The organism is Salipaludibacillus neizhouensis, from assembly GCF_002886185.1.
Taxonomy (GTDB): domain Bacteria; phylum Bacillota; class Bacilli; order Bacillales; family Salisediminibacteriaceae; genus Salipaludibacillus; species Salipaludibacillus neizhouensis.
In genome coordinates this window covers 40,620-66,884 of record NZ_KZ614148.1, presented here as the reverse complement: position 1 = coordinate 66,884, position 26,265 = coordinate 40,620, and the positions used below count along the sequence as shown (strand labels likewise).

Genomic DNA, 26,265 nt, shown 5'->3' with positions numbered 1-26,265 from the left:
ATTCATTTCATACTATTTATTTTTAAGCCCCTTTAACTTCCATGCTAATACATCACGAAGGAATTCAGGCATGTAATATTCTTTTTCAGTTAGAGAACTAATTGATGGATACAAATGACCGAAAGTAAACATATCAAGTGTCGCAAGTTTATAATCTTTCGACCGAATTAGAGGTACACCGTTAATGATAACATTTTTTTCACTTATCAATCTAAAATGATCCAGGATTTCCATACCATCAAAAATCATATACCCCAAGACTTTTCCACGAAAACCAAAACCTTTCAAGGCGTAGTTTACCATATCACTTTGTTGCGATTGACGTATTGTTTCCAGCAAGCGGTCACCTGAAATTTTAACTGTTGAAGGGTTTATCGGATGAGGACAGATCCTGTGAAGATCCCCCAGTGTTACGTTTCCAGCATCTAAATTATCCAAGATTACGCCGGAATTAACCATGGAAATATCCGCTTTACACCATTCTCGGAGAGCTTCAGATAGTAAGGCAGGAGATTCACTTCTTTCATACCAGTCAACCTTGAGCGGATATTCCAGCCTTGTTACTGGCGCCTCGAGTAATTCGTTTCCTGCCTTAAAGAGCTCATTTAATTTCTGTTCCGTCCCACTATCCTTTTGCGTTGAATCTACTTTCAATGATTTTACGGATTCAACTTTCGTTTCAATATTACTCTTGGAGCCTTGTTGAAAGACTAATGAAACTTCGCCGATATATTCACCTGATCTTCCCGATTGATTAATCCACGTTTGATTCACATATTTACCATCCGGCAAGACATGATGCGTATGGGATCCGAGAATAATATCGATACCAGTAAACTCCATAGCCATTTTCTCATCTTCCCCCAGACCTAAATGGGAAAGACATACCATCACATCTACTTGTGGCCTAACTTCATTGATCACATGCTTTAATTCTACGAATGGATCCGTGAGTGTCCATCCTAACGGTTCATAAAAAAATCGGAAGGGGGCCGTGACCCCTGTAACACCTATTTTCACACCTGTTTTAAGAGTGTATATTTTGTAAGGGACGCTCCAATTTGGCCGTAAACCATTCTCATGTCTTAAATTGCATAAAATGATTGAAAAATCAGCTTGATCATAAAGTGCATTCAAATCTTTTTTAGAAAATGTAATACCCTCGTTATTACCAATTGTAACTGCATCATAATTCATATCATTGAGAAGTTGAACGTTTCCTTTCCCTAACAATGCCTCTGTCATAGGATGAACTCTGTCACAGTGATCGCCGACATCCATTAAAAGAACGTCTTCTCCTGCATCCTCAGCTTCTTTTCGGTGTTGCTTTAAAGCTGCTACGACGGAAGGCCATTGCTCTAATTGACTATGTAAATCATTCGTATGTAATATTCGCAGCTTTCCTAAAGTCAAAGGACATCACACCTTCATTCATTATATCTTGTTTTTCAAAAACTGTCCTACTATCAACTTCATTTAAAGTGAATCATTCCTACGATCGTTTATTATAAACTCGATACGCCCTGATATATTAATCGTATGCCAATAATCACTAAAAAAACTCGTAATAAAATGACTACTGCCTCACTGCTCATACGACGGTTTATTGCAGCTCCTAACTGTCCACCAAACCAAGCCCCTGGAATAAGAGCCATCGCATAATACCAATCAATATTTCCTAAACTTATATGTGAAAATGAACTTATGATCGCCGATAATAATATCATAAACATAGAGGTCGCTACTGCCAGATGCGCTGGGAATGCAAAGAGTACGATCATCGCAGGTACCATTAATGACCCGCCGCCAATTCCAAATAACCCTGAAAACATTCCTACAAAAAAAGAGATTAGAATTGCAATAAGAGGATTATAACCATATTTAACTGTTTCTCCAACCTCATTAATATAAGACCTTGTAATGCCCTTCGTATTCCTTTTCAATGGTTTAATATGATTTCTAATCATTAAAATAAAAGAAATAACGATAATAAATGCTCCAAATGCAATTAGAAATACATCAACTTCAATATCTTTATTTAGCCATACCCCAAATAGGGCTCCAGGTCCACTTCCAATAAAAAAAACGAGTGCGCTCTTTACGTCTACCGTTTTTTGTTTTAAATAGGCTAACGTAGAAGATAACCCTGTGAAAATCATGATTAACAATGAAGTTCCAACAGCTATTTGAGGCGTTATGCCACTAATGATTGTTGTATACTCACTTAAGATCATCAGTGCCGGAACGACAATAATTCCTCCACCTAAACCCATAATACTTCCTAAAATGGCTGCGACAAGTCCTAAAAAAAGCAAAAGTATCCATTCCATATAATGCCTGCCTTCTTAAATAAAGTTCATACTTTTAATGTGCACACTCTCTATTATTCATCAAATAAGTTTAATTGTCGAGGTGCCAAATCATTATATGTTATATGAAGATTTGAGATTAATGATTTTGCATTATCTGCTGCATGTCCACCGGAATTGTTATTAAAAACGATATACGTTTTCTTTACATTACCAGAAATGCTATTCACTTGTCTGGCAAGACTATCTATTTCAGCCTTTGAGTAATCATATAAATATCGTACTTCTCTCCATGCTTCTCCAGTAACAGGTTTGTTCCATGCTGCTTTATTTCTACCGTGTAAGCGAATAAATGCTTTCTCGTCACTTGTATTCACCGGTACAAATGGAACAGAGCGCTCCCCTACCTGAGGTTCATCACAAATACTATGGATCCATTCGTCATTTCTCATATATTCTAGCGTGCTTTCTCTTAATGACTCTTGATACCAGGATTGATGCCTAAATTCCAACGCTACTTCAAAATCTATTAGTTCTTGCCTAGCGTACCTTAAATAATCAACATGCTTCTTTTGACAATCAAACCAAGGTGGAAATTGACAAAGGACCATTGCTAACTTCCCTTCTTTCTTTAAAGGAAGAAATGTATTGGTGAAGGCTTGAAACATTTCTTTTTTTGAATCATATGAGATTTCTCCTCGCTGATGCCCCGTCATACCTTGATAAGCTTTAACAATGAATTCAAAGGAGGCCGGGGTTTCTCTTACCCATTTCTCTAAATTTCTTTGCGGAGGAATTGCGTAAAAAGAAGAGTCCAATTCAACAATTGGAAAATGTGCTGCATATGATTCTAATTTATTTGATGGAGAATACCCTTGCTCATATAAAGTATGATGATCTCCCCAGCCAGTTAAGCCAATTTTGATATCTTTCATAGTTAAATCCTTTCTATAAGAAAACGCGTAGCGTCTTTTATTAAATGTAGCGTTAGCTTCTGTCACCATGAAAATACTTAGTATCTTTGGACCTTTATGTAGTAGTGAAAATAAATAAAAGCGAACCCGAACGAGTCGGATTCGCTTAATTGATTAGTATTTTAACCGATTGAGCCTTCCATTTCGAACTTGATTAAACGGTTCATTTCAACCGCATATTCCATAGGAAGTTCTTTCGTGAATGGCTCGATAAAGCCCATTACGATCATTTCAGTTGCTTCTTGCTCAGAAATACCACGGCTCATTAGATAGAAGAGTTGCTCTTCTGATACTTTTGATACCGTTGCTTCATGCTCTAATGTGATATTGTTATTCAAAATCTCATTGTATGGAATTGTATCTGATGTAGATTTGTTATCCATAATGAGCGTATCACACTCGATATTTGCTTTAGATCCTTCAGATTTACGACCAAAGTGACAGATTCCTCTGTAAGTAACCTTTCCACCTTGTTTAGAAATTGATTTAGAAACAATCGTCGATGAACAGTCAGGTGCCAAGTGATGCATTTTTGCACCAGCGTCCTGATGTTGACCTTTACCTGCGATTGCAATGGAAAGAACATTACCACGAGCACCGCGGCCTTTCATTACAACAGCTGGGTACTTCATTGTTAGCTTCGAGCCAATGTTACCATCAATCCATTCCATCGTTGCATTTTCATGAGCAACTGCACGTTTTGTAACAAGATTAAAGACGTTTGGAGCCCAGTTTTGAATCGTTGTATAACGGCAGTAAGCGTCTTTCTTAACAATAATCTCTACAACCGCACTGTGCAAGGAATTTGTAGTATAAACTGGTGCCGTACAACCCTCTACATAGTGAATAGAACTATCTTCATCGGCAATAATGAGCGTACGCTCAAATTGTCCCATGTTTTCAGAATTAATACGGAAGTAAGCTTGTAAAGGTTGCTCCGTTTTAACTCCTTTAGGTACATAAATGAACGAACCGCCTGACCATACTGCAGAGTTTAACGCAGCAAATTTGTTGTCAGTTGGTGGAATTGTTTTACCGAAGTGTTCTCGGAAAATATCCTCATTTTCTTTAAGTGCAGTGTCTGTGTCTTTGAAAATTACACCCAAATCAGTCATATCTTGTTGCATATTATGATAAACGACTTCAGATTCATATTGTGCAGATACACCAGCGAGATACTTTTGCTCTGCTGCAGGAATCCCTAACTTGTCGAATGTGTTTTTAATTTCCTCAGGAACTTCATCCCATGAGCGTTCAGATTGAGCAGATGGCTTCACGTAGTACGTAATTTCATCGAAATTTAATTCAGCTAAATTCCCGCCCCATTGTGGCATCGGCATTTTATAAAATTGCTCTAATGATTTCAAACGGAAATCTAACATCCACTTCGGCTCATCTTTCATACGTGAAATTTCTTCTACAATTTCACGAGTTAAACCTTTTTTTGAACGGAAAATCGATACGTCTTTATCTGAAAATCCGTATTGATATTCACTAATTTCAGGCATTTTTTTAGCCATGTGAAACCCTCCTTCATAGTAGTAGATGGATTTCCCACCCTCTATAATAAAACCAACATGTTTGCATACGGTTGACAACTTTTTAAAAAATACTCTAATTGAAAGTAAAGTATTAATATCTTCATTTTACATCATATAGACAGTGAAAACCAAGGGGAAGTCCTGTATTTATAATATATTACTCAACTTCTTCGTCATTGAGTCCCTTCTCCATGGCTTTCCATGCTAATGTTGCACATTTAATTCTTGCTGGAAATTTAGCAACGCCTTTTAGCGCTTCAATATCTTCAAGCTCAAAATTTTCGGTGTCAACATCTTTTCCAAGCATCATATCAGAAAACATTTCGGACATCTTTAAGGCATCCTCTACAGGAACACCTTTGACAGCCTCAGTCATCATTGACGCAGAAGAAAGACTTATAGAACAACCTTCTCCCACAAATTTTGCTTGTGCAATCTTGCCATCTTCTACAATCATTTGCAATTGAATACGATCACCGCAAGTCGGGTTATTCATATTTATTTTCAAAGTATCGCCTTCAAGCTCCCCTCGATTTCGAGGGCTCTTATAATGATCCATAATCACCTGTCGGTACAAAGTATCTAGTTGATTACCCAAAGACATCGCCAAAATACTCCTTTGTTTTTATTAATGCTTTTACAAAAGCATCGACATCATCTTCTGTATTATAAAGATAAAAGCTAGCTCTTGCAGTTGCATTCACGTCTAACCACTTCATTAACGGTTGAGCACAATGGTGTCCAGCTCTAACTGCTACTCCTTCAGCATCCAATACAGTGGCCACATCATGAGGATGAACGTCGTCACAATTAAACGTTAAAATTCCGGCGCGTTCTTTAGGACCATAAATCGTTACACCTTCTACATCGCTAAGCTGTTGTATGGCATAATTTACGAGCTTTGTTTCGTGGCTTGCAATATTCTCAAGTCCGATGTCCTCAAGATAATCAATTGCAGCTCCTAATCCAATGGCACCAGCAATAATTGGCGTTCCTCCCTCAAATTTCCACGGGAGTTCCTTCCATGTCGAATCGTGTAAACCAACAAAATCGATCATCTCACCACCGAATTCAACAGGTTCCATTTTGTTCAATAATTTTTTCTTACCATAAAGAACTCCAATACCTGTTGGCCCACACATTTTATGACCAGAAAATGCAAAGAAGTCTGCATCGAGATCTTGTACATCTACTTTCATATGAGGAACGGACTGAGCTCCATCTACAACCATAACAGCATCATGTTTGTGTGCCACGGCAGCAATTTCCTTGATCGGATTTATTGTTCCTAAAACATTGGAAACTTGCATAACAGAAACAATTTTAGTTTTGTCTGATATAGTCGCTTCCACATCTTTTAATGAAATTGTGCCATCCTCTTGCAACGGAAGATAAGTTAGTGTCGCTCCGGTAACCTTTGCAAGCTGCTGCCAAGGAATGATATTACTGTGGTGCTCCATAGGAGTTATAACGATCTCATCCCCAGGTCCAACGTTATCACGGCCGTAACTCGTTGCCACAAGGTTAATTGCAGTTGTCGCACCACGGGTAAATACGATCTCAGCAGTACTCTTGGCATGAATGAATTGACGAACCTTTTCTCGTGCACCTTCATATCCGTCTGTTGCTAATGATCCGAGGGTATGAACCCCCCGGTGGACATTAGAATTATATCTTTTATAATAATCTTCAACTGCTTCAATAACTTGTCGAGGCTTTTGAGAGGTAGCTGCACTATCCAAATAAACGAGCGGATGTCCATTCACTTCCTGATCAAGAATCGGAAATTGCCGACGGACTTCTTGCACATTCATTAGTATACTTTCCTTTCAATCACATCATACAGTTGCTCTTTCACTGAATCGATTGGCAAAGCATTTACGACAGGCGCTAGGAAACCATGAATAATCAATCGTTCCGACTCTCGTTTGGATAAGCCACGGCTCATTAAATAGAACATTTGCATTGGATCAATTTTACCAACAGAAGCTGCGTGCCCTGCAGTAACATCATCTTCATCAATTAACAAAATCGGGTTTGCATCCCCGCGCGCTTTTTCACTTAGCATTAACACACGTTCTGTTTGCTCACTGTTTGATTTTGTAGCACCATGTTCGATTTTCGATACACCATTGAAAATAGCAGTAGCTGCATCTTTCATAACACCATGCTTAAGGATCTGACCGTCCGTATTTTTACCGAAATGAACGACGTTCGTCGTGAAGTTTTGAGATTGTTTTCCTCGGCCGATAGACACAGTTTTCGTATCTGCTTGCGACCCTTCTCCCATAAGATATGTGGAGTTTTCGGAAACAGTATTACCGTCATTCATTTGACCAAGCGCCCAATAAATTTTAGCATCTCTACCATTTACTTGACCACGACGGTTTACGTAAGTAGTAACTGCATCGGACAAATTATCCACAGCACCATATCTAACCGTAGCACCATTTTCCACATAAACCTCTGCAATAATGTTTACAGACGCTCCTGCAGAAGTTCCTTCGCTTAAGTAGTTCTCTACGTAGGTTACAGAACTATTTTCTTCCGCTACGATCACAACGTGGTTAAAGAGACCGAAACTTCCTTCATGAGAATATACAGCTTGCAACGGCAATGTGACTTCCACATTTTTAGGAACGTATATAAATGTTCCACCATTAACGAGCGCTGCATGAAGTGCAGTAAGTCGATGCTCATCCGCAGAAACAGCATCTTGCATGTAATACTTTTTCACAAGATCCTCGTGTTTACTCAATGCAGTTTTAAGATCAGTAAAAATAACACCTTTTGAATCTAAGTCTGCATTTAAAGCAGAGAAAGTTGTGACACCATTCTTTTGAGTGATTAAATTTTGAACGTTCGTTTCTTCTCCAACTAACGTTTTAACACTGTCAGACAGGTCTGCGAAATTCCCTGTTGCAGAAGTTTTAGGATCCGTATCAAAATCTGTAAAGCTCCACTTAGTTATATTTGTTTTTTCTGGTTTAGGTAAGTTCAAAGTTAATGCTTTCTCTAGAGACGATAGACGCAAGTCAGCGAACCATTTTGGTTCTTGTTGGTCTTTAGAGAAGCTTGCTAGATCTTGCTGATTAACTGGAAAAGTGATTTCCGTTGTCATCTTCATTCCTCCTCTTTAGCCGAAACTTATTGTTGACCTACAGTTTCGTCTTCAATTCCTAATTCTTGTTTAATCCAGTCATAACCATTTTCTTCAAGCTTCTTAGCTAATTCAGGTCCGCCTGATTTAACGATACGCCCTTGCATCATTACGTGTACAAAGTCTGGCTTAATATAATTAAGAAGACGTTGATAGTGAGTAATGATCATACAGCCAAAGTCTTCACTTCGTAGAGAATTAATTCCTTCTGCAACTACTTTTAAAGCATCTATATCAAGACCAGAGTCAATCTCATCTAAAATTGCAATTTTAGGTTCTAGCATCAAAAGTTGAAGAATTTCGTTTCGTTTCTTCTCTCCGCCAGAGAAACCTTCATTTAAATAACGCTGTTGGAAAGATTCGTCAATTTCCAATGTTTTCATTTTAGCATCCATCCCGCGAATGAATTTCATTAAAGAAACTTCATCGCCTTCTTCACGACCTGCGTTCATTGCAGAACGAATAAAGTCTGCATTTGTCACACCGGAAACCTCACTTGGGTACTGCATCGCTAGGAAAAGACCCGCACGTGCTCTTTCATCTACATCCATATCAAACAGGTTTTCTCCACCCAATGTTGCTTCTCCACTAGTCACTTCATATTTCGGGTGACCCATTAACGCAGAAGCTAATGTGGACTTACCTGTACCGTTAGGTCCCATAATTGCGTGGATTTCTCCACCGTTTACTTCAATACCGAAGCCTTTTAGAATTTCTTTTTCTTCAATAGAAACATGAAGATCTTTAACTGTTAGATTTGGTTTTGTCATGATTTAAATACCTCCATTTATTTTTTGAAAGTTTAATTTCAAACTGTTAAGATAAGAGAAGCAAAGAAGATCGACATTCTCATTTTATTCTCATTACAATCTTATATCAAATCAAAAATGAGTTCAAGGAAAATACACCATTCTTTTCAAACTCCCCTGACTCATTTTACACTTTATACTTATACCTCCGTTATTATTGAATTTCTTCTTCCTCTACTTTCAAAAAAACTGTCGATTTTATGATTAATTCATCCAAAATATATCCCGTCCTCTTCCTATTGAATAGGTTTCACCGTGATATATCTGATATTGATTCTCAATAGAAGTAACTTTTTCCCCTTTAATTGAGAATGAATCTTAATTAAACTTGTCCATTAAGTATAACAATAATTTTTTCCGATTGCACATTCCATAAACATCAAATAGGACGAACCAGAGAAAATACTGGTCCGTCCTATTATCTACACTATAATCAGCTTTATGTCAGTAATCAAGTATTAACTAAAATGTCCAAGCTTCGCTGATAATCTTTATCTCGCGCTTGTTCTACTTTAAGTCGATTGTCTAGTTTGCGATTATACTCCTCATATCCTATTCCATAAGATTGGTACATCGCTTTTTCCATTTCAGTTGTGTGTTTTGTCTGTATCTGATGGATAACAGATCACTTTCCTTCCTGATTGGTTTTTAGATTTGATCTTTGCCATCCTGTTTTCTATCAACTAAAAAGTATCTAAAACAGTGGAATCAAGATCTTCTTTAACAAGATTAATTATATCTTTATTAAGTATTTAAACCAATCAGCACCTATTGTTAAATAATCTGACAATTTAGACTCACAACTTGTGAAGAAATATGACCACACTTTTATTTAGAATAACTGCCGTTTACAAGCAAATATTCATGTTTTGACAAGTTATGCACTTTATTTTTATAATTGAAACATTTAAGATGTCAGATTATCCCCTGAAAGTTCCATGAGACATTCCTCCACAAGTGTTACAGCTTGGCTCATAGTTCCGCCGCCTCCAAATGCACCCGTAACTGCGATAGCTTCTAAAATCTCTTCTCTTGATGCTCCTTGTTCTAGACACCCATTTACATGGTAAATAATGCAGTACTCATCTTGAGCATACAGGCTGATTCCTAATGCTATCATTTGTTTTTCCTTCGCTGACAGCTTGCCAGGATGGAAACAAGCTTCCGTAAACGCTTGATATTTAGATGCAACATCCGGCATTTGCTCTGAGAAATAACCTAATCCTTCTTTATAATGTAGCAATGATTCTTGAATCGATGAATTGCTAAACTCTTGTTCATCCATAACTTTCACTCCTTCTCTTGCTAAGATACACTTATTTTGGCGTGAAAGCAGAAGAAGTATGTACATACACTGTTCTTTTTTGATCTTTATAGCATTTAGTTCCACTCAATCAATTCGATACGGCCTGAATGTCACTATATGCTATGTTTAGCTCTACTCAGTTTGGCTCTCAACACCTGAGTGTCACTATGTCCTCTGTTTAGTGACACTCGGACAGAGAACCCTTGTTTGAGTGTTACTATCAGCATTCCCAGTAGAAAATACGTAACCAAACGCATAACTCCTTTAAAAAAACTCAGCATCTATAATATCAAATTGTTACCTTACTTTGATAAGGTGGAAGGTTGTTTGGAAGAATTACCGTTCGTTTTCTGTGGGTGATCTGCAAGCCGCCTAGTGCTGGTTCGATCCCTCTATTCGAAATACATACTTATAATTAAAATTCCACTCTAAAAAAAGCATCAGAGAATTTCTCTGATGCTTTTCATTATTTAAATTATTATTCAGTCACAGGTACTACTGCATTCTCATATTCTTCAAGAATAAAGTCACGAACATCTTCTGATCGTAGAACTTCGATTAATTTCAAGACACGCTCATCTTCTTCGTCTCCACTGTTTGTTGCAATAACATTAACGTAAGGATTGTCACTGTCAGAGGATTCAATAGCGATAGAATCTTCTAATGGATTTAGCCCAGCATCTAATGCATAGTTTGAATTGATAAGAACAGCATCCCCTTCTCCTTTCTCATACGCTGTTGGTAGCAATGCCGCTTCCACATTTGCGGAGAATTCAAAGTTATTCGGGTTCTCTTCAATATCGTCAATTGTTGCTTCAATACCGACTCCGTCAGCTAGCGTAATTAATCCTTTTTCTTCAAGCATCTTCAAGATTCTTCCGTGGTCAGGAATAGCACTACTCATAATAATTTCTGCACCTTCTGGAAGTGCTTCTATGCTGTCAAATTCCTGAGAATACAAACCAATCGGCTCAATATGAATTCCTCCAGCGTTTACAAAGTCATATCCATGCTCTTCAATCTGTGTTTCAAGATATGGAATGTGCTGGAAATAGTTTGCGTCTATTTCCCCGGCAGCTAAAGCTTCGTTTGGAAGAACGTAATCATTGAATGACTCGATCTCTAGAGTCAAACCTTCTTCTTCAAGAAGTGGTGCAGCAAATTCTAATATTTCAGCGTGAGGAACGTTGGAAGCACCAACAACTAATGTTCCGAGATCTTCTCCTTCTGCTTCCTCGTTTGCGTTTTCTGTGTTATTGGTTTCTGTATCATTTGTACCCGCAGCGTTATTTTCATTCGTATTTTCTTCCGTACCGCATGCTGCTAATACTCCTACAGATAGTGCTGTAATTCCTAAACCTTGTAGTAACTTTCTCATGTTGAATTTCCCCTTTTGTTTTTTATTACGCCTTTAGCGTTTGTCTAATTTATTGGTAAAGTAATCGCCGATGAATTGTAAAACAAAGACGAATACTAACACAATCATTGTTGCTATTAATGTAATATCTGGATTATTTCGTTGAAAACCATCACGGTATGCTAGGTCACCTAATCCACCGGCACCAATTACACCTGCCATCGCTGTGTAACCGATAAGCGCGATCGCTGTAACCGTAATCCCCGAGATAAGTGCTGGTACTGATTCTGGGATTAACACTTTAAAAATAATCTGAGAATTGCTTGCTCCCATTGCTTTTGATGCTTCTATCACACCTTTATCAATTTCCCTCAACGCAATTTCAACCATTCTCGCATAAAAAGGTGCTGCTCCAATAATAAGCGCTGGCAATGCGGCTGATGGCCCTAACATTGTTCCAACTAGAGCACTGGTAAATGGAACAAGCAGGACGATGAGAATAATAAATGGAATTGATCTGAATATATTTACATAAGCTGCGATAATACTGTGAACGATCTTATTTTGCCAAAGTTGACCCCGAGCAGTAAGAAATAATAGTAGTCCGAGTATTGTACCAAATATAAACGTAAATAAAAGAGCAATTAACGACATATAAACTGTTTCTGCTGTCGCTTCCCACATGTTTACCCAATTAACATTTTCAAGAAGTAGAATTGATCCAACCAAAAGATTATTCACCGTGGATCACCTCCACTTCTACTTCCTGCTTTCGGATATAATCGATAGCTTCAATTATATGATGCTCGTCACCAGTGACATTTATAAACAATGATCCATACGAGCCATCTTGGGTTTGCGAAAGTTTGCCTTGTAAAATGTTTATCGTAACCTCAAATTTACGAATAAGATCTGTTATAAGGGCTCTTTTTGCATCGCCTCCAACAAATGTAAGTTGAAGGACATGGCCAATACCTTCTTCAGTAAACAAATGCTTAAGGGCTTCTTCTGTTTCTTCAGGTTCTGTCACTTGTTTCACAAATTCTTTTGTCATATGCTCTTTAGGTCTTCTAAAGACATCAAGGACAGGACCCTGTTCAACAATCCGGCCATTTTCCATTACAGCCACCCGGTGACATATTTTACGGATAACATGCATTTCATGCGTGATAAGTACAATGGTCAGATTCAACTTTTTGTTAATATCTATCAATAATTCTAAAATTGAATCGGTTGTTTTGGGATCCAATGCGGATGTTGCTTCATCACACAATAATACTTGTGGATTATTCGCTAGCGCCCGTGCAATGCCGACTCGTTGTTTTTGCCCTCCACTTAGCTGAGAAGGGTAGGATGCCCCTCGACCATTTAAACCTACCAGTTTAATAAGTTCTTCCACTCTAGTTTTTCGTTCTGTGCTCGGTACACCTTTAATTTCTAAAGGAAATGAAATGTTCTCAGCTACTGTTCTCGACCACAAAAGATTAAAGTGTTGAAAAATCATTCCTATTTCCTGTCTTGCCTCTCGTAGTTTCCTTTGAGACAATGTATTCATATTTTTACCAGCGACACTTACTTCCCCTGTAGTTGGCACTTCCAGCATGTTCAACATTCTTATGAGCGTGCTTTTTCCAGCACCACTATAGCCGATCACACCAAAAATTTCACCCTTTTCAATCGTGAGATCTATTTGATCGACGGCAGTTACTTTACCGTCACGCGTATTAAATGTTTTTGCTAATTTTGATAAAGTAATCATTTGCTTCCCCTTTTTAAACCGATCGGTTTAGTCGTATTAAAGCACAAAAGTTAAAGATCAAAGAAAAACCTCACTGCTCGATAAAATGAGCAGAAAGGTTTTTAGTAATGAATTAAAAGCCCTTCTCCTCATTTTTCAAAGTAAATTGTTTACTTTGATGGAATTGGCACCTTCTAATGGTTTTTATACCTTAGTGGTTGCCGGGCTTCATAGGGCCAGTCCCTCCGCCGCTCTTAATAAGAAGAATTAATATTTAATTTATAGTCTGTTATGGATAATATCATTATCGATTAATTCTTGTCAACTAATTTATTTCACCGTTTTTTGAGAGAGGTAGAGAAGTGATTCCAGCCAAAGCAAATGTTTTAATGAACCTTCAACTTCAAGATCTCCTCTGCGTTTCATGGCCAGCAGAAAGTCTTCCCCACGGAATAAGAGTTTCAATTCATCTTCGTCGCCACTAATCATAATATCACAAACATCCTCATCCAACGTTAATTTAAAATCTTTGTTATCTAAATTCATATACCAACGCTTTTCCAGATATTTAACTTGAACGATTAGATGATGTTTTTTCAATAGTTCTCTTAAGTGGCTTGTCTTTGTCATACCTTCCATTGATTTAATGAGTAAATGATTCATGATATCCGCCTCTAATCCGAACTTCGTCTTTTGATTACTCATTCTACGAGACGAACAGTAAGTCCTCTTTTTAAGGAAAAGTTAGGCGATATTATTTTAATCAAAAGCTTTGTTTAGAATGAAATACCATTCTAAAACATTCCAGAAAATCATAGAAAAAAAGAGTGCCTGCGATTTGTCTTTAGTTCGACAAAAAGCAGACACTAACTGTTAACACCAACCCATATCGCAGCCTTCTACATAAGATTCAGGTGGCTTCGTTTTTTTCGCTTGCGCATCCTTGAAAAATTTTTCATTTTCAAACTCAAATCCTTCCGACATTTCATACATTTGAGAATGTCCTTTTTTTCGGATTTGACCAATTTTTTCAGCATTAAAATAGAGCGCAGTTTCCCCTGCTTCATCCTTTTTTTCTACCTGGTCGGAAATATCGACCAATGACGTTGGTGATGCTTCCAAGCCATCCATATTGTTATTCACTGTATTTTCTTGATCATTATTGCTGGTATTTTCCGTAATATCATCTTGTTGCATCTATATATCCCTCCTCCTATACATCTAGTTTGAGCGAGTTTAGATGATCTCATTCAAGAGGAAATATTAGTCAAAAATCCAACAATCTCTCTGTTTCACAAAAAAACAACCTCTAAAAATCCAATAATTATATATAAAAAAGCCTTCCAAATATAAATCATTTGGAAAGCCCTTAGAGTACTATTTAGTCTTCATTAATCATTTCTTCATAAGCGGATGCATCCATTAATTTGTCAAATTCAGATTTATTAGAAGGCTCAACTACAACCATCCACGCTTTTTCATATGGTGATTCATTCACGAATTCCGGAGAATCTTCCAATTCTTCATTTACTTCCACAACTTTACCACTAACTGGAGCATACAGTTCAGAAACAGTTTTAACCGACTCAACACTGCCAAACGGCTCATCCGCTTCAAGGACATCGCCCACTTCTGGAAGCTCTACGAAAACAATGTCGCCTAGCTCTGATTGGGCGAATTCAGTAATCCCAATCCTAACTTTTTCTCCTTCTGTTTTAACCCACTCATGCTCTTCTGAATACTTCAAATCTTTTGGTAAACTCATCTAAAAATCCCTCCATTTATGTAATTAATTATTCTACCTTTCCTTACTATAATATATCCTAAGGCTATGCTTCAACAATCTACTGCTTATTTCCATACCTCGTTATAGACTTCCTCTTTAAAACCAAGTGTTACATTTTTACCATCAGTTGCTAGCGGTCGCTTAATAAGCATACCATCTGAAGCCAAAACTTCTAATAACTCGTCTTCCGAGTAAGTCTTCATTTTGTCTTTCATGCCTAATTCACGGTATTTTTGTCCACTTGTGTTAAAAAATTTCTTTAATTCTAATCCACTTTTTTCATAATAAGATGCTAATTCCTCTTTAGATGGTGGATGACTAACGATATCGACAGCTTCATAGTCGACATTGTTCTCGTCAAGCCATTTCTTTGCATTGCGGCAAGTACCGCATTTTGGATAATGATAAAAAGTAACTCTCATCTTTCTTTCCTCCTAGTAAAACATGATTCACACTCTGTCCTCATCATATACCACTTTCAGGTTTTTTTCACACATTCCTGCTTGTTATTATTCCTACACAAAAGTAGAAAGGAAATCGAAATAATGAAATTTAATGTCCTAGTGTCATAACTGAAAAACTCGAAAAAGCGAAGGACCTCATGAGTTTCATGAGGTCCTTCGCCATCCTTAAGAGAGGAGAATGCCCTTTCATTTAGAAAGGAGTCATATTTTATTGGGACAGGGGAGTGCCCCAAATTGGTTAACAATAGTTATATATAACAAAACTTCATTTTTATCTTCATCGGCAGAAAAGACACTATACGTTTTTCTTAGATAACGTATTTCTCTTCTTCAATGACTCGTGCTGCTATTTCTCGTTTTTTTGCAATCATATTAATTGGAGTGTGACGAGTTAATTTTTTAAGAATGGATAGCATTGTTCTTAAGCTATCTCCTTCTTCAAGTGTTACTAATGATTCTTTTGCTATTGCTTCAATTCGGTTAAATGCCTCTTGAGAATAAACTTGAGTCATCAGAAGCTTTTGGTTTGATTTAGCTTCTCCATCTTTTGCCATCGCTTTTTCCGTTCGTAAAATAATAGACTCGATGTTGAATATTTCGTTTACTATATCTGCCACGTTGGCAAGCATTTCTTGTTCTTTTTGAAGCTTTTCTCCATATTTTTGGGCTGCAGTTCCAGCAATCATCAAGAAAATCTTTTTAGCATTACCCAACAAATACTTTTCTTGCTCTAATGGCTCATCGCCAACTTCTTCAGGCATCATCATCATTAATTCTTCCTGCAAACTACTTGCTCTTTCTATTAGAGCTAGTTCGCCTTTCATGGCCTTTCGCATAATTGTGGCTGGCACGAGCATACGGTTAATCTCATTTGTTCCTTCAAAAATCCGATTGATCCTTGAGTTGCGATACATAGATTCCACTTCATACTCTGCCATGAAGCCATATCCACCGTGAATTTGCACTGCCTCGTCGACTATAAAATCCAATACTTCTGAACCGAAAAACTTGTTTAATGAACATTCAATTGCATATTCACCAATTGCTTTTCCTACCTTCGCTCCATCCTTCTGTTCTTCTTCAGAAAGATTTTCAAAAGCTCCATCAATTAATCCACCTGTTCGATAGATTTGACTTTCCATTGCATAAGTTCTTAATGCCATTTCCGCCAATTTTTTCTGAATGAGTGTAAATTTCGAAATAGGCAGTTTAAACTGTTTTCGTTCATTTGCATATTTAGCGGAAATTTCTATCGCGCGCTTTGCACCACCGATACACCCGACTCCTAGTTTATAACGGCCAATATTAAGAATATTAAACGCGATAACGTGCCCTTTACCAATCTCACCTAATACGTTTTCTTTCGGTACCTGAACATCCTGTAATATTAGTGTACGCGTAGAAGACCCTTTGATTCCCATCTTCTTTTCTTCAGGTCCGGTAGACACACCTTTATACTCTCTTTCTACAATAAATGCCGAAAAATGTTCCCCATCAACTTTTGCATAGACAACAAATACATCAGCAAAACCAGCGTTTGTAATCCACTGCTTTTCACCATTGAGTACATAGTGAGTTCCAGCATCATTTAATTTGGCTGTTGTTTTTGCACTTAACGCATCTGAACCTGAACTAGGCTCTGTTAACGCATAAGCAGCTAGTTTTTCTCCACTTGCTAATGCAGGAAGATATGTCTTCTTTTGATCCTCAGTTCCGAAAAAAACAATGGGTAAAGAGCCAATTCCAACGTGTGCACCATAGGATAAAGAGAAAGAGCCTGCTAGAGCAAATTTCTCTGTAATCAGAGAAGAACTGATTTTATCTAAGCCAATACCACCGTATTCTTCCGGTACGTCTGCTCCAAGAAGACCTAGTTCCCCCGCTTCTTTTAATAGTTTCACAGACCGATCAAATTCATGGTTTTCGATGAACTCGATTTGTGGAACCACTTGCTCAACAACAAAATCTTCTGTTGTCTTGGCAATCATTTTGTGCTCATCGGTAAAATCCTCTGGTGTAAAAACTTGGTCGTATGAAACATCGTCCAGTAGAAAACTTCCACCTTTAGCTGTTTTATTTGCAGTTGCCATAATATAGTTCCTCCTTTAATATCTTAAATCAATTCAAACACTCCAGCGGCACCCATTCCTCCACCGATACACATCGTAACAACGCCATACTTTTCATTACGACGCTTCATTTCATGAATGAGACTAAGTGTAAGTTTCGTTCCCGTACATCCAAGAGGATGACCTAATGCTATTGCCCCACCGTTTACATTTACTTTTTCTCTGTCTAATTCTAAATGGCGAATGATCTGTAAGGATTGTGACGCAAACGCTTCATTCAACTCGTAAAGACCAATATCAGCCATTTCTAATCCAGCTTGTTTTACCGCTTTCGGAATGGCCTCAATTGGCCCAATTCCCATAATTTCCGGAGCGACACCCGCAACTGCAAATGAGCGGAACTTTACTAAAGGTGTTAGTCCTTCTGCTTCTGCCACTTCACGGTCCATCACTAAAACGGAAGCAGCACCGTCACTCATTTGAGATGCGTTTCCTGCGGTGACTGTTCCTCCATTGACTTTAAATGCAGGCCGAAGTTTTGCTAATGTTTCTGCCGATGTTTCAGGACGAACTCCTTCATCGGTATCTACAATAATCTCTTTTTCTACTAATTTATTATTCTCATCGACCGAACGAAGGGTAACCGACACAGGAACGATCTCATCGTTAAACTTACCTTCCTTCAACGCTATTGCTGCGCGTCGATGGCTTTCTACTGCATATGCGTCCTGATCTTCACGACTCACCTCGAAGCGTTTTGCAACTTCCTCAGCGGTATGACCCATGCCCATATAATATTCTGGTGCTTCTTCTACGAGCTTAGGATTTGGTGCAATGACGTGACCTCCCATAGGAATCATGCTCATCGACTCCGCTCCTCCAGCGATAATCGCTTCGGATTGTCCGAGCATAATTCGCTCAGCTGCATAAGCTATACTCTGCAATCCCGAAGAGCAATAACGGTTGATCGTAATTGCGGGAACATGATCCGGCAAACCGGCCAATGCAGATATGTTTCGTGCCATATTCATCCCTTGCTCTGCTTCTGGCATTGCACAACCGATAATGACATCTTCAATGCGGTTTGGATCAAAATTATTTGCACGTTTTAATGTTTCCTTAATCGTAATAGCCGCTAAATCATCTGGCCTTACGTTAGCAAAGCTTCCCTTTTTTGCTTTTCCAATAGGTGTTCTAGCACCCGCTACAATCACAGCTTCTCTCAAAAAATTCCCCTCCTCATTCCTTCACGTTCAACTTGTTTAATTGCGTAACGGTTTGCCCTTCGACAGCATATACTGCATCCGCTGCTGTGTTTTCGGTTCACCGACAAGACTTAAAAATGCCTCTCTTTCAATGTCTAATAAGTATTGTTCATCTACCATTGTTCCTTTAGGAAGACGTCCCCCTGCCAAAACAAACGCTAGTTTATCGGCAATTTTCAAATCATGGTCGGAAATCATTCCGCCGAATTTCATTGTTTTTGCCCCTAGTAACATTGTTCCATAACCCGTTTCACCAACAACTGGAATCTTCTTACGCTTAGGTGGCTGATATCCTTGATTGAACAGGTGCAACGCTTTTCCTTTTGCATCATAAAGCAAGTGATCTCCATTAATGCTTATTCCGTCTTGTTCACGGATAAACCCAATTCCTTCTGCTTCCTGTGCACTCGTACTCACCTTAGCCATCGCAATTGTTTCGAAAACTTGGTTTGCAATGGCTTGATGGTCAATTTGAGCACCTTCTGGCAGACTTTCTATTTTACGGAGGTAAAGTTCCTTGTTTCCACCGCCGCCTGGTATAAGACCTACACCTACTTCTACGAGACCCATGTATGTTTCAGCGGAAGCCTGGATACTTGCTGATGGTAAACAAATCTCTGTTCCGCCTCCTAGAGTCATCGCAAACGGTGCAGTAACAACCGGTCTCCCCGAGTATCTGATTTTTGCCATCGACTTTTGGAACTGGCGAATAACCAAATCTATTTCAGGAAAGTTCATATCTTGCGCTTCCATTAAAATCATCATCAAATTAGCGCCAACACAGAAGTTTTTACCTTGATTATTAATAACGAGTCCTTTATAGTTTGATTCTACTTCCTCAATCGATTTATTAATCATTTGCATCACATCAAGCCCAATGGAATTATTTGGTGATGTAAATTCCAGGCATGCAATATCATCCCCAAGATCAACCAAGGACGCACCAGCATTTTTCATAATGACATGATCATTATCTTTTAACGCTTTGATGTTTATCACTTTTTTATTCATCGCTGTTTTCACATATTCGCCATTGTGGTAGTAGCTATCATGCGCTTGATAAAAAGAAGTGAATCCTTTTTCTAGCATCTCTTCTATCCATGCCGGTATCTTATCGCCTTCGTCTTTCATTCGAGCAACAGATTTCTCAAGACCAATAGCATCCCAGGTTTCAAAGGGCCCTAATTCCCAACCGAATCCCCATTTCATGGCTTGATCTACATCAATAATGGTCTCCGCGACCTCCGAAAGCTTTTCAGCAGAATAAAGTAGTGTTGGCTTAAGGACATTCCAGACAAGTTCTCCTGCTCGATCATCCGCATAGATAAGCGCTTTCATTTTTGCTGAGCGACCTTTTGCTTGTTTGCTCTGTTGAACGGAGGCAGCCTTCAGTTTTTTCCCTTCCACATAATCCATTGTCTCAAGGTCCAGTTCTAATATTTCACTGCCTTTATCTGTCTTTTTCTTATAATAAAAGCCTTTGCCAGTTTTGCTTCCCAGCATCTTCTTTTCAGCCATTTCTTTCATAAAAGCGGGAGGATCAAATACTTTCTTCTCATCCCCGTCTACTTGGTCAAAGACATTTTTCGCTACATGTAAAAAGGTATCAAGACCAACGACGTCCAATGTTCTGAAAGTTGCACTCTTCGGACGTCCTAAAGCAGGACCGGTTACAGAATCAACTTCTCCAATGGAATAACCTCGCTCCACCATTTCCCTTACTGTTACGAGCAACCCATAAGTACCGATTCTGTTTGCAATAAAGTTTGGTGTATCCTTGGCTTCCACGACTCCTTTTCCGAGTGTATCTTCCCCAAATTGCTTCATAAACTTAACTACTTCATCTGACGTATCCTTTGTTCGAATCACTTCTAACAATTTCAAATAACGGGGTGGGTTAAAGAAGTGCGTTCCAAGAAAATGACTCTTGAAATCATCAGATCTGCCCTCGGCCATCGCTTCTACAGAAATTCCGGATGTGTTAGAACTTACAATCGAACCTGGTTTACGGTGTTCATCTACTTGCGCAAATACCCTCTGTTTAATCTCAAGGTTTTCAACAACTACCTCAACAATCCAATCAACTTCCGCCAAACGATTCATATCATCTTGCATGTTCCCCGCTTCAATAAGTTCGATATTTTCTTTTTTTGCAAGCGGTGCTGGTTTTTGCTTCAAAAGTTTTTTTATCGATTCTGAAGCTAGTCTATTTCGAACAATTTTATCCTCTAACGTAAGCCCTTTTTTCTGTTCCATTTCATTTAGCTCTCTTGGCACTATGTCCAATAATATCGTTGGAATGCCAACATTTGCGAGATGCGCTGCAATACCTGAACCCATGACTCCTGATCCTAAAACTGCAACTTTACCGATTCTTTTCAGCATGAAGTACCTCCTTCTCCCTATCTTGAATGAATACTCATTCATTTTTAAAGCAAAAAATATGGCGCCTATATTTGCGCTTTTTTTAATCTCAACTATCTACACTTATAACTATATATAATTTTCACCTGATACGCAATAGAATTAACAAAAAATTTTAATTTCGTATTCAACTAATTTTTTTCATTTGTTGATATTAGGAATATCTCCTCACCTATTGTGAAAACTAACTTAGGTAACAACGTCAACGAATATTAGCAGATAAGGAGGAATGTTAGATGCAACAACAACCAATGAACCAACAGGGGCAATCCATGTCGCAGCCACCACAAGTACTTACGGATAAAGATCTTCTCTACATTAGTGACATGCTGTCGTGGAACCTTATGGCTATGAAAAAGGCTAATGATATGTCGCAAAATTGTTCTGATCAACAAGTTTCTCAATCGTTGGATACTGCTGGAAGAATGCATCAGCAACATTATCAGACATTACTTTCTCATTTACAGAATAATTCTAATCCACAAGGAACATCAACTCTACAATAATTATTAGAAAGGAGTGTTTATATGGACCAGCAAACAAATAAAATTTCAAACCCGCCTACACAAGTACCAAAAACACCTCAAATGAATGCTCGCGACTATGCTAACGACATGCTGTCTACCGAAAAATATATGACAGACGCGTATGCGACAGCACTTAACGAAGCAAGTCACCAAGCGTTATACTTAGACATTGAAAAAGCCTTTCTAGATTCACAGCGATGTCAGAGAGAATTATTTAACTTAATGTTTGAGAAAGGCTGGTATAGCTTTGAAAAAGCAGATACCCAAAAAATAGATCAAGCTTTTCAACAATTCTCAGGCTATAGCAGTCAATTCCCATATCAACAATAAAAACGCGTAGCGCCTTTTATACGTCATCTTCTGCCGCCATCTTTTAAGTAGCAAGGTGGTCTTCCTTGCTACGTGCGGCTTGAAGGTAGTTGCCCTAGGACAGCGTCCGCATAGAGCGGATTCGGGTCCTCTGTTCGAAAGCATACAACAATCTCTAAGAAAAACGGCATAGCCGTCTTTTATTAAATACAACGTTATCTTTCGCCACCACGAGTAGCACCTACGAATTACGTGTAGGTGCTACTCGAAAAGAAGGGTGGGTTTCCCTTGACACGTGTGGCGTAAAGATAGCTGTCAACTTATACATGAATCCTATAAAAAAACTGAGCCGGCATATTAGCCGACTCAGTTTTTTACTTTATTATGAACTTCTCTTCATGAAACCAGTATAACGTCGTTCGATTAATTGACTTTCGATGCGTTTCATTGTGTCTAAAGCAACCCCAACAACGATGAGAAGGCCTGTCCCACCAACTTGAACAGATGGTGGAAGTCCTGCGAAATTACCAAACAGGAGAGGCAACACAGCAACCGCGGCTAAAAATAACGACCCTACAAATGTTAAACGGTAAAGAATCCGGATAATGAATTTCTCCGTAGTTTTTCCGGGTCTAATACCTGGAATAAAGCCATTTTGTTTTTGTAAATTTGCTGCCATTTGTTCAGGATTCATTTGAACAAACGTATAAAAATAAGCAAATGCAATGATAAGCGCGGCATAGACAATCATTCCGATTGCATTTGTATAATCAAATGTCTCAACTATCCATCTGGCAGTTGCACTTCCCTCACCAAAAAAGTTCGCTACTGTCGGCGGGAAAATGAATAAAGACATTGCAAAAATAACAGGAATGACTCCAGCCGTATTTACTTTTAAAGGAAGATGAGAGGACTGGCCACCTGATGGCTTACCTCCAGGCGTTATTTTTTTCGCATATTGAATGGGAACCTTTCGTTCTGCTTGCTGAACGAAAATAATACCAACAATAATCGCCAAAATAGCTAGTAGAATAAGTACTACTGTAATAATATTTAGAAACAATTGATCGCCAACATCCGTAAAATACATGCTGTACAATTGATTAACTCCTCCAGGTATACCTGAAGCAATACCAGCAAAAATCATGATGGAAATACCATTTCCAACACCATTAGCGGTAATCTGCTCCCCTAACCAAAGAAGAAATGCCGTTCCAGCAGTTAATATGACTGCTATGAGTAAATACGTTGAAATAGTTGGATCCGGTACCAATCCTGGCATAATATTATTAAAGCCAATGGACATCCCTAAAGCTTGAATAAAAGCAATTCCTATCGTTCCGTATCGAGTAACCTGGGCCAGCTTCTTTCGACCGGATTCACCTTCTTTTGCCCACTCTGCGAAAAGCGGTACAACATCCATTCTAAGTAGCTGCACGATAATCGATGCCGTGATATAAGGCATGATTCCTGTGGCAAAAATAGAGAAATTCTCTAAGGCGCCTCCGCCAAATTGGTTTAAGAATCCCAATGCAGCAAGGCCTTCAAAATTAAGAACGTCGGCATTTACACCTGGTGCTGGTATGTGAGCGCCAATTCTAAAAACAAGAAGAATCGATAGTGTAAAAAAGATTTTGTTACGCAAATCACTAATACTCATCATGTTCTTAATTACTCTAAACATAAATATACACCTCAACCCTATAAATTATGTATAACTTCCTTTTAAAGAATACCACAATAAGCAGAAAAATAGAGCATTTTTTTGAAAGCCCTTACTTTTATATTGTTTTTATACCGTACCTTTATAATAAAGGAAGCTTTTAAGGGCCCAATTAGTCGAAAAAGACTTCTTGGACCCTTCACATAAAAAACTTTTGTTTCAGTATTTAGGATACTTTTGTTTGGGCTATAGAAAGTGGAAAGACTTCTGTATGATCTCCGGAAAGAGGATACACTACTACCGTATCATTTAAGGAAGTGAATAATTCTTCTATGGCTTTATTGTCTCCGGTTATGACAATCCCTTCACGCCCATTCACTCTTGATACTTTAGAAATATAACTCACTGTAAACTGATTTTCTAACTGCGGTCCAAGTTTTTCTCCTGTTAAAAGCCATGCTTTCAGCGGTTCAACAACACTATCATCCTCAGAATGAGATAAAATCATTTTTTCGAATTCGATTCCGGATACCGGTTCTTCTTCACTTGTACCTGTCCAGAAATTTATCAAATCTTCGACAACGGCACTTGCTGTAGGAAACTTACCTGCTCCCGGACCTTGAAAAAGCAAGGAACCTACGATGTTCCCTTGAACGTGAATGCCATTATTGACACCCTCTACCCCATACAAAGCGTGATCAGATAGCACAAATCTTGGCTCTACACATGCCGATACTTTGTCCTTACTTTTTTCTAATGAAGCAACGTGTTTAATTCGTCCACCGAAAGTTTCTGCAATTAATAAGTCATTCACGTTTACACCTCGGACTCCCTTTGGTTTTTCAGTCTGCCAATTCGGAGCGACACCGTATATCCAATGACTTAAAATCGTTGTTTTAAAATACGCATCCCATCCGTCCACATCTTTATCAGGGACTGCTTCCGCGTACCCATGAGCTTGCGCTTCTTCTAGTGCAGTCTCAAAGGAAGTCCCTTCTTTACGCATTTTAGTTAGAATAAAGTTTGACGTGCCGTTAAGAATACCTTCAACTTTTTCTAAAACATTTGATTTTAAGGTATGACGAATACTCGTTAAGATTGGGATTCCGCCTGCCACTGCTGCCTCGAAAAATAACCGGCAATGATTAGTTCTCGCCAGCGTCAACAATTCTTCCCCATATTTAGCCACCAGCTCTTTATTAGCAGTAATCACGGAAACCCCTTGCTGTAATAAAGCTTTCACATATGGATAAGCAATCTCAGCGTCAGGGGAAGCTTCTACAACCACATCTAAATCTTTCCGATCGATAATCGCTTGAAAATTATCTGTGACTTCTGTGTTATCGCTTAGTTCTCTTACCTTACTAGCATCTTTCACTAAAACAACCGGAATACTATAAGGACCGCCAATTAGTCTTTCTAACTTGTTTCTTTGCTCTATCAGAGTTTCATAAACCCCGCTTCCAACAGTTCCGAACCCTATGATTGCTAGTTTTTTCACAGCTTTGCTCATGTGAATATTCCCTCCCAATGTTGAATTGTTATACATCTCTATTTAAAAATGAGAAAGATACAATCCAATGATTTTCTTCAAAAAACAGGTTAAATTGTTTGTTTACACAAATAAAATAAATGTCGTACAAGCGAATTTCTCGAATCAAAATAATTCTACGTAAATTAATAAAACTCCCTATCAATTTAATGAAGGGAGTTTGGAAGATGCGTAACTTAAAAAACAATTACTTTTCCTCATCTCCCAAAGCATTCTACTAAGAATCCCTTGCAGGAATTAGCACCTTGTATTAAAAGACATCACACATTCATGCGTCTTCATACCGGTTGCTGGGTTTCATAGGGCCAGTCCCTCCACCACTCATGATAAGTTGAATATTTGAAGTTGTAAGAATACTTTATCACTCTAGTGTATGCTTGTCAAAAGCAATTTTAAAGTAATTTTGATGTTTTCATTTCCACGCAACGTATTCATTTCGGCACCTCACACGCTCATTTCACTGTCGAACGCACTCATTTCAGCACCTCACACGTTCATTTCCACGCAACGCATTCATTTCAGCACCTCACCCATTCATTTCCAAGCCCAACACAATCATTTGCCCAACTACCAAACCAACCAACGCACAAAAAAAAGAGGCTGCGATTTGAACTGTAACCTATAAAATGGACAGTTTATAAAAGAGACCTATGCAGCTAGTAAATGACTTCGGTATTGAGCCGGGGTCATTTTCTTTAATCCCCACTGGTAACGATGACTATTATATTCTTCCATGTAGTCATCTACTTCTTGTCTTAATTGCATAAAGTTCTCGCATGCTTTGTGATCGACCATATCTTTGAAATGACCAAAGAATGATTCCATTGGTGCGTTGTCCCAACAATTTCCCTTTCTTGACATAGATTGACGTACCCCTAATTTTTTCACTCTGTCCTGGAACTCTGGATGAGTATAGTGAACCCCTTGATCAGAGTGGAGGATAGTCTCAGGGTGAAAGATACCCATCCCTTCCTTGAGGTTGTCTAATGTTTGATAAACAATATCCATTTCT

The 26,265-nt window shown here is 38.4% G+C and carries 24 protein-coding genes and 2 riboswitches; of the genes, 2 read left to right on the top strand and 22 right to left on the bottom strand.

From position 1 onward, the window contains the following. Nucleotides 1-12: 12 nt before the first annotated feature. The 19 genes from CEF18_RS23215 to CEF18_RS23125 form a co-directional block, all read right to left on the bottom strand. Nucleotides 13-1,413 carry a bifunctional metallophosphatase/5'-nucleotidase gene (locus CEF18_RS23215; RefSeq protein ID WP_110938913.1) on the bottom strand — a complete coding sequence of 467 codons (1,401 nt, stop codon included), beginning with the start codon at nucleotides 1,411-1,413 and terminating at the stop codon, nucleotides 13-15. Between the two features lie 92 nt (nucleotides 1,414-1,505). Beyond that, nucleotides 1,506-2,330, bottom strand: a complete 825-nt coding sequence (locus CEF18_RS23210) for a sulfite exporter TauE/SafE family protein (RefSeq protein ID WP_110938912.1) — start codon at nucleotides 2,328-2,330, stop codon at nucleotides 1,506-1,508. Between the two features lie 53 nt (nucleotides 2,331-2,383). Continuing rightward, entirely contained in the window at nucleotides 2,384-3,244 is an 861-nt protein-coding gene (locus tag CEF18_RS23205; protein ID WP_110938911.1) for a DUF72 domain-containing protein, read from the bottom strand. Nucleotides 3,245-3,405: 161 nt separating this feature from the next. After that, nucleotides 3,406-4,803, bottom strand: a complete 1,398-nt coding sequence (gene sufB, locus CEF18_RS23200; RefSeq protein WP_110938910.1) for a Fe-S cluster assembly protein SufB — start codon at nucleotides 4,801-4,803, stop codon at nucleotides 3,406-3,408. Nucleotides 4,804-4,981: 178 nt separating this feature from the next. Continuing rightward, nucleotides 4,982-5,428 carry a Fe-S cluster assembly sulfur transfer protein SufU gene (gene sufU / locus CEF18_RS23195; RefSeq protein ID WP_110938909.1) on the bottom strand — a complete coding sequence of 149 codons (447 nt, stop codon included), beginning with the start codon at nucleotides 5,426-5,428 and terminating at the stop codon, nucleotides 4,982-4,984. Beyond that, nucleotides 5,415-6,638: a cysteine desulfurase gene (locus CEF18_RS23190; protein ID WP_110938908.1), complete on the bottom strand. Its 1,224-nt coding sequence runs from the start codon at nucleotides 6,636-6,638 to the stop codon at nucleotides 5,415-5,417. Before CEF18_RS23190 ends, sufU begins: the two co-directional genes overlap by 14 nt. After that, complete coding sequence (gene sufD / locus CEF18_RS23185; RefSeq protein ID WP_110938907.1) at nucleotides 6,638-7,945, bottom strand: Fe-S cluster assembly protein SufD; 1,308 nt, start codon at nucleotides 7,943-7,945, stop codon at nucleotides 6,638-6,640. Before sufD ends, CEF18_RS23190 begins: the two co-directional genes overlap by 1 nt. 26 nt (nucleotides 7,946-7,971) lie before the next feature. Then, on the bottom strand, nucleotides 7,972-8,754 hold the full coding sequence (gene sufC, locus CEF18_RS23180; protein ID WP_110938906.1) for a Fe-S cluster assembly ATPase SufC: 783 nt from the start codon (nucleotides 8,752-8,754) through the stop codon (nucleotides 7,972-7,974). Nucleotides 8,755-9,700: 946 nt separating this feature from the next. Further along, nucleotides 9,701-10,078 (bottom strand): carboxymuconolactone decarboxylase family protein, encoded by a 378-nt coding sequence (locus tag CEF18_RS23175; protein WP_110938905.1) that lies wholly within the window; start codon nucleotides 10,076-10,078, stop codon nucleotides 9,701-9,703. A 499-nt stretch (nucleotides 10,079-10,577) separates the two neighbouring features. Further along, nucleotides 10,578-11,477: a MetQ/NlpA family ABC transporter substrate-binding protein gene (locus CEF18_RS23170; protein WP_110938904.1), complete on the bottom strand. Its 900-nt coding sequence runs from the start codon at nucleotides 11,475-11,477 to the stop codon at nucleotides 10,578-10,580. 33 nt (nucleotides 11,478-11,510) lie between these two features. Next, nucleotides 11,511-12,140, bottom strand: a complete 630-nt coding sequence (locus CEF18_RS23165; protein WP_183041201.1) for a methionine ABC transporter permease — start codon at nucleotides 12,138-12,140, stop codon at nucleotides 11,511-11,513. 49 nt (nucleotides 12,141-12,189) lie between these two features. Next, nucleotides 12,190-13,215 (bottom strand): methionine ABC transporter ATP-binding protein, encoded by a 1,026-nt coding sequence (locus CEF18_RS23160; RefSeq protein WP_110938903.1) that lies wholly within the window; start codon nucleotides 13,213-13,215, stop codon nucleotides 12,190-12,192. A gap of 125 nt (nucleotides 13,216-13,340) precedes the next feature. After that, nucleotides 13,341-13,458: riboswitch (SAM riboswitch) on the bottom strand. A 66-nt stretch (nucleotides 13,459-13,524) separates the two neighbouring features. Further along, nucleotides 13,525-13,857, bottom strand: a complete 333-nt coding sequence (locus tag CEF18_RS23155; RefSeq protein ID WP_190238715.1) for an SCP2 sterol-binding domain-containing protein — start codon at nucleotides 13,855-13,857, stop codon at nucleotides 13,525-13,527. A gap of 210 nt (nucleotides 13,858-14,067) precedes the next feature. Further along, entirely contained in the window at nucleotides 14,068-14,391 is a 324-nt protein-coding gene (locus CEF18_RS23150; protein ID WP_110938901.1) for a DUF2553 family protein, read from the bottom strand. Nucleotides 14,392-14,575: 184 nt separating this feature from the next. After that, nucleotides 14,576-14,959, bottom strand: coding sequence for a glycine cleavage system protein GcvH (gene gcvH / locus CEF18_RS23145; RefSeq protein WP_110938900.1), 384 nt, complete (start codon nucleotides 14,957-14,959; stop codon nucleotides 14,576-14,578). Between the two features lie 86 nt (nucleotides 14,960-15,045). Continuing rightward, complete coding sequence (locus tag CEF18_RS23140) at nucleotides 15,046-15,402, bottom strand: arsenate reductase family protein (protein ID WP_110938899.1); 357 nt, start codon at nucleotides 15,400-15,402, stop codon at nucleotides 15,046-15,048. 350 nt (nucleotides 15,403-15,752) lie between these two features. Beyond that, nucleotides 15,753-17,534 carry an acyl-CoA dehydrogenase family protein gene (locus tag CEF18_RS23135; RefSeq protein WP_110938898.1) on the bottom strand — a complete coding sequence of 594 codons (1,782 nt, stop codon included), beginning with the start codon at nucleotides 17,532-17,534 and terminating at the stop codon, nucleotides 15,753-15,755. Nucleotides 17,535-17,557: 23 nt separating this feature from the next. Continuing rightward, nucleotides 17,558-18,739: an acetyl-CoA C-acetyltransferase gene (locus tag CEF18_RS23130; RefSeq protein WP_110938897.1), complete on the bottom strand. Its 1,182-nt coding sequence runs from the start codon at nucleotides 18,737-18,739 to the stop codon at nucleotides 17,558-17,560. A 36-nt stretch (nucleotides 18,740-18,775) separates the two neighbouring features. Further along, complete coding sequence (locus tag CEF18_RS23125) at nucleotides 18,776-21,163, bottom strand: 3-hydroxyacyl-CoA dehydrogenase/enoyl-CoA hydratase family protein (protein ID WP_110938896.1); 2,388 nt, start codon at nucleotides 21,161-21,163, stop codon at nucleotides 18,776-18,778. A 275-nt stretch (nucleotides 21,164-21,438) separates the two neighbouring features. Between CEF18_RS23125 and CEF18_RS23120 the strand changes: the two genes are divergently transcribed. Both CEF18_RS23120 and CEF18_RS23115 read left to right on the top strand, forming a co-directional pair. Beyond that, nucleotides 21,439-21,708, top strand: a complete 270-nt coding sequence (locus CEF18_RS23120; protein ID WP_110938895.1) for a hypothetical protein — start codon at nucleotides 21,439-21,441, stop codon at nucleotides 21,706-21,708. A gap of 21 nt (nucleotides 21,709-21,729) precedes the next feature. Continuing rightward, on the top strand, nucleotides 21,730-22,059 hold the full coding sequence (locus CEF18_RS23115) for a spore coat protein (protein ID WP_110938894.1): 330 nt from the start codon (nucleotides 21,730-21,732) through the stop codon (nucleotides 22,057-22,059). Nucleotides 22,060-22,420: 361 nt separating this feature from the next. On the opposite strand, the gene secY is transcribed toward CEF18_RS23115, so the two are convergent. From secY to CEF18_RS23100, 3 genes are all read right to left on the bottom strand, one after another. Beyond that, entirely contained in the window at nucleotides 22,421-23,722 is a 1,302-nt protein-coding gene (gene secY / locus CEF18_RS23110; RefSeq protein ID WP_110938893.1) for a preprotein translocase subunit SecY, read from the bottom strand. A gap of 205 nt (nucleotides 23,723-23,927) precedes the next feature. After that, nucleotides 23,928-25,214 carry a homoserine dehydrogenase gene (locus tag CEF18_RS23105; protein WP_183041200.1) on the bottom strand — a complete coding sequence of 429 codons (1,287 nt, stop codon included), beginning with the start codon at nucleotides 25,212-25,214 and terminating at the stop codon, nucleotides 23,928-23,930. A 233-nt stretch (nucleotides 25,215-25,447) separates the two neighbouring features. Continuing rightward, nucleotides 25,448-25,586: riboswitch (SAM riboswitch) on the bottom strand. Between the two features lie 315 nt (nucleotides 25,587-25,901). Next, a partial coding sequence (locus CEF18_RS23100) for an IS3 family transposase (protein WP_190238692.1) occupies nucleotides 25,902-26,265 on the bottom strand: 364 nt, incomplete at its 5' end.

Excerpts from the sequence above, each read along its gene's own strand:
- sufD (WP_110938907.1), bottom strand. The coding sequence starts at position 7,945 with ATGACAACGGAAATCACTTTTCCAGTTAATCAGCAAGATCTAGCAAGC.
- CEF18_RS23120 (WP_110938895.1), top strand. The coding sequence starts at position 21,439 with ATGCAACAACAACCAATGAACCAACAGGGGCAATCCATGTCGCAGCCA.
- CEF18_RS23190 (WP_110938908.1), bottom strand. The coding sequence starts at position 6,638 with ATGAATGTGCAAGAAGTCCGTCGGCAATTTCCGATTCTTGATCAGGAA.
- CEF18_RS23115 (WP_110938894.1), top strand. The coding sequence starts at position 21,730 with ATGGACCAGCAAACAAATAAAATTTCAAACCCGCCTACACAAGTACCA.
- CEF18_RS23165 (WP_183041201.1), bottom strand. The coding sequence starts at position 12,140 with ATGTGGGAAGCGACAGCAGAAACAGTTTATATGTCGTTAATTGCTCTT.
- secY (WP_110938893.1), bottom strand. The coding sequence starts at position 23,722 with ATGTTTAGAGTAATTAAGAACATGATGAGTATTAGTGATTTGCGTAAC.
- CEF18_RS23140 (WP_110938899.1), bottom strand. The coding sequence starts at position 15,402 with ATGAGAGTTACTTTTTATCATTATCCAAAATGCGGTACTTGCCGCAAT.
- CEF18_RS23175 (WP_110938905.1), bottom strand. The coding sequence starts at position 10,078 with ATGGATGAACAAGAGTTTAGCAATTCATCGATTCAAGAATCATTGCTA.
- CEF18_RS23105 (WP_183041200.1), bottom strand. The coding sequence starts at position 25,214 with ATGAGCAAAGCTGTGAAAAAACTAGCAATCATAGGGTTCGGAACTGTT.
- CEF18_RS23155 (WP_190238715.1), bottom strand. The coding sequence starts at position 13,857 with ATGAATCATTTACTCATTAAATCAATGGAAGGTATGACAAAGACAAGC.
- CEF18_RS23135 (WP_110938898.1), bottom strand. The coding sequence starts at position 17,534 with ATGGCAACTGCAAATAAAACAGCTAAAGGTGGAAGTTTTCTACTGGAC.
- CEF18_RS23160 (WP_110938903.1), bottom strand. The coding sequence starts at position 13,215 with ATGATTACTTTATCAAAATTAGCAAAAACATTTAATACGCGTGACGGT.
- sufU (WP_110938909.1), bottom strand. The coding sequence starts at position 5,428 with ATGTCTTTGGGTAATCAACTAGATACTTTGTACCGACAGGTGATTATG.
- CEF18_RS23150 (WP_110938901.1), bottom strand. The coding sequence starts at position 14,391 with ATGCAACAAGATGATATTACGGAAAATACCAGCAATAATGATCAAGAA.
- CEF18_RS23205 (WP_110938911.1), bottom strand. The coding sequence starts at position 3,244 with ATGAAAGATATCAAAATTGGCTTAACTGGCTGGGGAGATCATCATACT.
- gcvH (WP_110938900.1), bottom strand. The coding sequence starts at position 14,959 with ATGAGTTTACCAAAAGATTTGAAGTATTCAGAAGAGCATGAGTGGGTT.
- CEF18_RS23125 (WP_110938896.1), bottom strand. The coding sequence starts at position 21,163 with ATGCTGAAAAGAATCGGTAAAGTTGCAGTTTTAGGATCAGGAGTCATG.
- CEF18_RS23210 (WP_110938912.1), bottom strand. The coding sequence starts at position 2,330 with ATGGAATGGATACTTTTGCTTTTTTTAGGACTTGTCGCAGCCATTTTA.
- CEF18_RS23170 (WP_110938904.1), bottom strand. The coding sequence starts at position 11,477 with ATGAGAAAGTTACTACAAGGTTTAGGAATTACAGCACTATCTGTAGGA.
- sufC (WP_110938906.1), bottom strand. The coding sequence starts at position 8,754 with ATGACAAAACCAAATCTAACAGTTAAAGATCTTCATGTTTCTATTGAA.
- sufB (WP_110938910.1), bottom strand. The coding sequence starts at position 4,803 with ATGGCTAAAAAAATGCCTGAAATTAGTGAATATCAATACGGATTTTCA.